Source organism: Bradyrhizobium sp. STM 3809 (genome assembly GCF_000239795.1).
Lineage (GTDB): Bacteria > Pseudomonadota > Alphaproteobacteria > Rhizobiales > Xanthobacteraceae > Bradyrhizobium.
In genome coordinates, this window is record NZ_CAFJ01000018.1 from 1 (window position 1) to 4,937 (window position 4,937).

The following is a 4,937-nucleotide window of genomic DNA, read 5'->3' on the forward strand; positions in this document are numbered from 1 at the left end:
CCCATTGACCGGGCGAGATCCATACGCCATGCGATGTGAACAGCAGCACTACGATCGCAAAGCCGGCGGGATTGAAGACGTGCTTGCCGTCGATGCGCAGCACGAATTTCGCGGCGATCGCGATGGCGGCGGCCGCCGCATGCAGCCAGAGCGCGTCCGCCCGCAGCAGCAGGCTGAGCGACAGGCCGGTGATGAGCGGCGACCTGAGATCGAGCGGCGTTCCGCTGAGGCGGCAGCCGATCACCTGCGTGACCAGGGCGGTCGTGACCGCGATGACGCTCGCTGCCGGCCGCGCGCCGAAATCGATCATGGCGAAATTGATCGCCAGCAGCGTGGCCAATGCCGCGATCTGGAAATAGCGGGCATCGGGCAGCCGCCATGGTCGGGCCAGGGCCTGCATGCGAACCTCCGGGCGTGTCTTGCCGCGCCATTCGTCGCCGCCAGTCGGCAACCGGTTCAATCCTGATTTGCTCGCGGCGGCGCCGGGCGGCAAAAGGTGAATGAACGACAGGCGAAGCGGCCGGGACGGGCTGCGGACAAGAACAATGGGAGCGAACATGAACGGATTGACGATCGCGCCGGGCACGGTGACGCCGTTCGACGGCATGGACGTGCCGTGGCTGCTGAAGCTGCGCAGCGAGGTCAGGCGTGACCATCCGTTCCTGATCTGGGCGCCGTTCGACGCGCCGGCGCGGCGATGGAGCTATGGCGAGTTTCACGACCGCGTCGGCGCGCTCGCCGCGGGCCTCGTCAAGCGCGGCATCAAGCCGGGCGACGCGGTGCTGATCCATCTCGACAATTGCGTCGAGGCGATGCTGGCCTGGTTCGCCTGCGTCGAGCTCGGCGCACTCGCGGTCACCACCAACACCCGCTCCGCCGCCGCCGAGATGAGCTACTTCGCCGATCACTGCCGCGCGGTCGCCGCGATCACCCAGCCGGCCTATGCCGAGATGATCTCGGCGCATTGCCGCGGCATCCGCTGGCTCGCCGTGATCTCGCATGATCCGGGGCAGCCGGACGCAACGGCGGTCGGCGTGGGCGACCGGTTCGAGACGCTGTTTGCCGACAGCGCCGACCGGCCGCGGCGCGCCACCGATCCGCTGGCGCCGTGCAGCGTGCAGTACACGTCGGGGACGACGTCGCGGCCGAAGGCGGTGCTGTGGACGCACGCCAATGCGCTGTGGGGCGCCAAGGTCAATGCCGTGCACGAGGACCTGCACCGGGGCGACGTGCACCAGACCTATCTGCCGCTGTTCCACACCAATGCGCTGGCCTATTCGATGCTGGCCACGCTGTGGGTCGGCGCCACATGCGTGATCCAGCCGCGCTTCTCGGCGAGCCGGTTCTGGAGCGTCGCGCGCGAGCATGGCTGCACCTGGACCTCGACGATCCCGTTCTGCATGAAGGCGCTGCTCGACCAGGAGGTGCCGAACGACCACAGATTCCGGCTGTGGGGCACTGCGGTCTCGGAGCCGACGGCGTTCGCGAAATTCGGCATCAAGATCATCGGCTGGTGGGGCATGACCGAGACCATCACCCACGGCATCGTCGGCGACGTCGACCAGCCCAACACGCCGATGTCGATCGGCCGCGCCGCGCCGGAATACACCATCCGCATCACCGATGATGACGGCAGGCCGACCGCGGTCGGCGACACCGGCAATCTCGCCATCAAGGGCGTGCCCGGCCTGTCGCTGTTTTCAGAGTATCTCTACAACGCGGAAGCGACCCGGACGAGCTTCGATGCCGACGGCTTCTTCCTTACTGGCGACCGTGTCACGCGGCTTGACAACGGCTTCATCAAGTTCGGCGATCGCACCAAGGACATGCTGAAGGTCGGCGGCGAGAACGTCGCGGCGTCCGAGATCGAGCAGGTGATCATCACCGTGCCCGGTGTGCGCGAGACCGCGGTCGTCGCCAAGAAGCACCCGATGCTCGACGAGGTGCCGGTGGCCTTCGTGATCCCGCAGGCCGGCGTCGCGCGCGAGGAGCTGGCCGACAAGGTGCTGGCCGCCTGCCGTGCCGGGCTCGCCGACTTCAAGGTGCCGCGCGAGGTGAAGCTAGTCGACGAGATGCCGCGCTCGACGCTCGAGAAGGTCGCCAAGGCCGAATTGCGCAAGCTGCTCGACTGAGGAGCGCGCCGCGGGGCTCAGCGCATCGTCACGCGCACCGGCAGCGTCTTCGGTCCGTTCACGAAGGTCGCCTGCGTCATCTTGACCGGGCCGTCGAGCGACAGCGAGGTCAGGCGCGGCAGCAGCTCCTCGAACAGGATGCGCATCTCGAGCTTGGCGAGATGCTGGCCGAGGCACAGATGCGCGCCATAGCCGAACGCGACGTGTCGGTTCGGCTTGCGGTCGCTGCGGAACGCGTCGGGATCGTCGAACACGGCCTCGTCGCGATTGCCCGAGGCATAGCACAGCATCAGCCAGTCGCCCTTCGCGATCCGGCGGCCGCCGAGCTCGGTGTCGGCGGTCGCGCTGCGCATGAAATGCTTGACCGGCGTCATCCAGCGGATCGCCTCGTCGACGAGCCCCGGGATCAGCTCCGGATCGGCCTTCACGCGCGCGAACTGATCGGGATCCTCGGCCAGCGCCCAGATCGCCCCGGCCGTCGAAGACGACGTCGTGTCGTGGCCGGCGGTCGCGACGATCATGTAGTAGCTGGTGCGGTCATGCAGCGGCATCTCCTCGCCATTGATCCTGGCATTGGCGATGACGGTGGCGAGGTCGTCGCGCGGATGGGCCCGGCGGTCCGCGGTGATGCGCTCGAAATAGGCGGCGAAATCGGCGACCACAGCCTGCAGCATGGCGGCGAACACCTCGGCCGACAGCGCCTCGCGCACCCGCGCCGTGTCGGGATCCTGCGGGCCGAACAGCTCCTGCGTCAGCTTGAGCATGCGCGGCTCGTCGGCCTCGGGCACGCCGAGGATCTCCATGATCACGTGCAGGGGATAGCCGAGGGCGACATCGGCGACGAAATCGCAGGCGCCGCCATTGGCCGCGGCCTTCGCGGCCATGCGATCGACGGTCGCCCGGGCGATCTCGCGGATGCGCGGCTCGAATTTGGCGATGTTGGCCGGCATGAACCAGCCCTGCGTCAGCGCGCGATATTTCGGATGATCCGGTGCGTCCATCTGCACCAGCGAGCGCACCAGATTGGGCTGGCCGGTGATCTTGTGGACGCGCTCCAGCACCGCCTTGTTAGTCAGGGTCGTGGCCCGGTCGGCGTTGTGGAACAGGTCGTTCTGCCGGCTGATGTTGAGAATGTCGGCGTGCCGCGTCACCACCCAGAACGGGTCGAAGGTCTCGAGCTCGGCCCGGCCGAGCGGATTGTTGGCGCGCAGCCAGCGATAGGCGTCATGGATGCGGTGGTCGGCGTAGCACGCGGGATCGACCAGGGTGGCCGCGATGTCGGCCGGAATGACCTCGTCAGCCAATGCCGCGCTCATGCCGATCCCCCCGCCTGCTTCCTCGATGGCGGGTAGGATAGTGCGCAGCTGCAACCAGGCACTTGCGTCCAGCTGCTAGCGACAGATTAGCGCGAAAGTCTCAATGCGCGCCCATCGCGACCGGACGGAACGCCTGCAGGAGCTGCTGGTCGAGCTTCGGACCCATGTTCTCCATGATCTGGAACGCGCGCGCATGGGTGAAGGCCGGCCGGTAGGCGCGGTTCTCGATCAGCGCCGCATAGATGTCGACGATCGTGGTCAGGCGCACGATGTCGCTGATCTGCTCGCTGTGCAGCGCGTCCGGATAGCCGGAGCCGTCGAGGAATTCGTGGTGATGCAGGATCACGTCGAGCATCTCCGGCGGGAAGCAGCCCTGCCGCAACAGAGCCTCGTAGCCGCGGCGCGGATGCTGGCGCAACAGCGCGATCTCCTCGGCCGTGAGCTTGCCCTGCTTGTCCAGGATCGCGACCGGGATGAACGCCTTGCCGACATCGTGCAGCAGCGCCGCGCGCACCAGCCGGCGCTGATCGTCCTCGCGCATGCCGAGATGAATCGAAAAACCGACCGCAAGCCCGGTCACGAACAGACAATGCCGATACGTGTCGTTGTGATGGCAGCCGACCACGGTCATCCACTCGCGCAGCGACGAATGCTTGATCGCCTTGAGGATCTTGTTCTCGGCCGCGACGATGTCCTCCATCGTCAGCGGGATGCCGGCCGGCAGCTTCTCGAAGATCTTGGCCATCACCGCCTGCGCCGCTTCGACGCCGCGGTTGAGCAGCTTGCCGCGATCGGACTCGTCGTAGCCGTCATCGGCCGGCAACGCCGAGCGGACCCGCTGCAGCACGTCTGCGGCGCTGAAGGGACGCGCGATGGTGTCGGTCGCGCCCAGCGCCCAGGCCTGCATCGTGGCATGATGCAGCGCCTCGGCCAGCACGAACAGGCGCGGCACGTCGCTATAGGCGCGCGAGGACAGCTTCTTGCGCACCCGCTGCACGCTCTCGGGCGAGCGCAGGTTGATATCGACGATGACGCCGGAAAAGCGGTTGCCGGGATTTTCGGGAATGTCGGTGGTCGGCATCAGGTCGACGTCGCCGACGGAGCGCAGGATGCGCGCCAGCTCGCTGCTCTGGTCGCCGCGATCGGACGCGAGCAGGAGATGGCGCCTGGTCGCGGTCTGGGTCACGGTCTGCTTGGCTGTCGCGCTCATACGTGCTCGCCCCTGTCGGTTTGCTGCCCCTGCAAGCTACTTGGATACGGGTTCGACGCGGCTTAATCCGATCACTCAAGCTGTCTGCTTTCGGGTGAGCGAAGGGTTAAGACAATCGCTCAAATTGTGTGATGCCGGCGGCTCACTCCCGGACAAACGAAAACCGCCGGAGAGGATCTCTCCGGCGGTTCCGAACTGGTCTTTGTCAGGTGGGCGGGTCAGGCCTTCATCGCCGCCTTCACCGCCTCCGCGGTGATCGGCAGCGATCGCAGCCGGGCA

Annotated in this window: 4 protein-coding genes and 1 pseudogene; 1 reads left to right on the top strand and 4 read right to left on the bottom strand. The window is 67.0% G+C overall.

Annotated features, from left to right (window positions below; genetic code table 11):
- Positions 1-400, bottom strand: a pseudogene (locus BRAS3809_RS00960) (RnfABCDGE type electron transport complex subunit D); the annotation flags it as partial.
- A gap of 157 nt (positions 401-557) precedes the next feature.
- Here BRAS3809_RS00960 and BRAS3809_RS00965 point away from each other — a divergent pair.
- Positions 558-2,132, top strand: coding sequence for an AMP-binding protein (locus BRAS3809_RS00965; RefSeq protein WP_008960228.1), 1,575 nt, complete (start codon positions 558-560; stop codon positions 2,130-2,132).
- Positions 2,133-2,149: 17 nt separating this feature from the next.
- Here BRAS3809_RS00965 and BRAS3809_RS00970 read toward each other — a convergent pair whose 3' ends face one another.
- From BRAS3809_RS00970 to BRAS3809_RS36985, 3 genes are all read right to left on the bottom strand, one after another.
- Entirely contained in the window at positions 2,150-3,448 is a 1,299-nt protein-coding gene (locus BRAS3809_RS00970) for a cytochrome P450 (RefSeq protein WP_008960229.1), read from the bottom strand.
- Between the two features lie 100 nt (positions 3,449-3,548).
- Entirely contained in the window at positions 3,549-4,658 is a 1,110-nt protein-coding gene (locus BRAS3809_RS00975; RefSeq protein WP_008960230.1) for an HD-GYP domain-containing protein, read from the bottom strand.
- 75 nt (positions 4,659-4,733) lie between these two features.
- Positions 4,734-4,937: hypothetical protein (locus tag BRAS3809_RS36985; RefSeq protein WP_210161088.1), on the bottom strand; the 204-nt coding region annotated here is incomplete at its 5' end.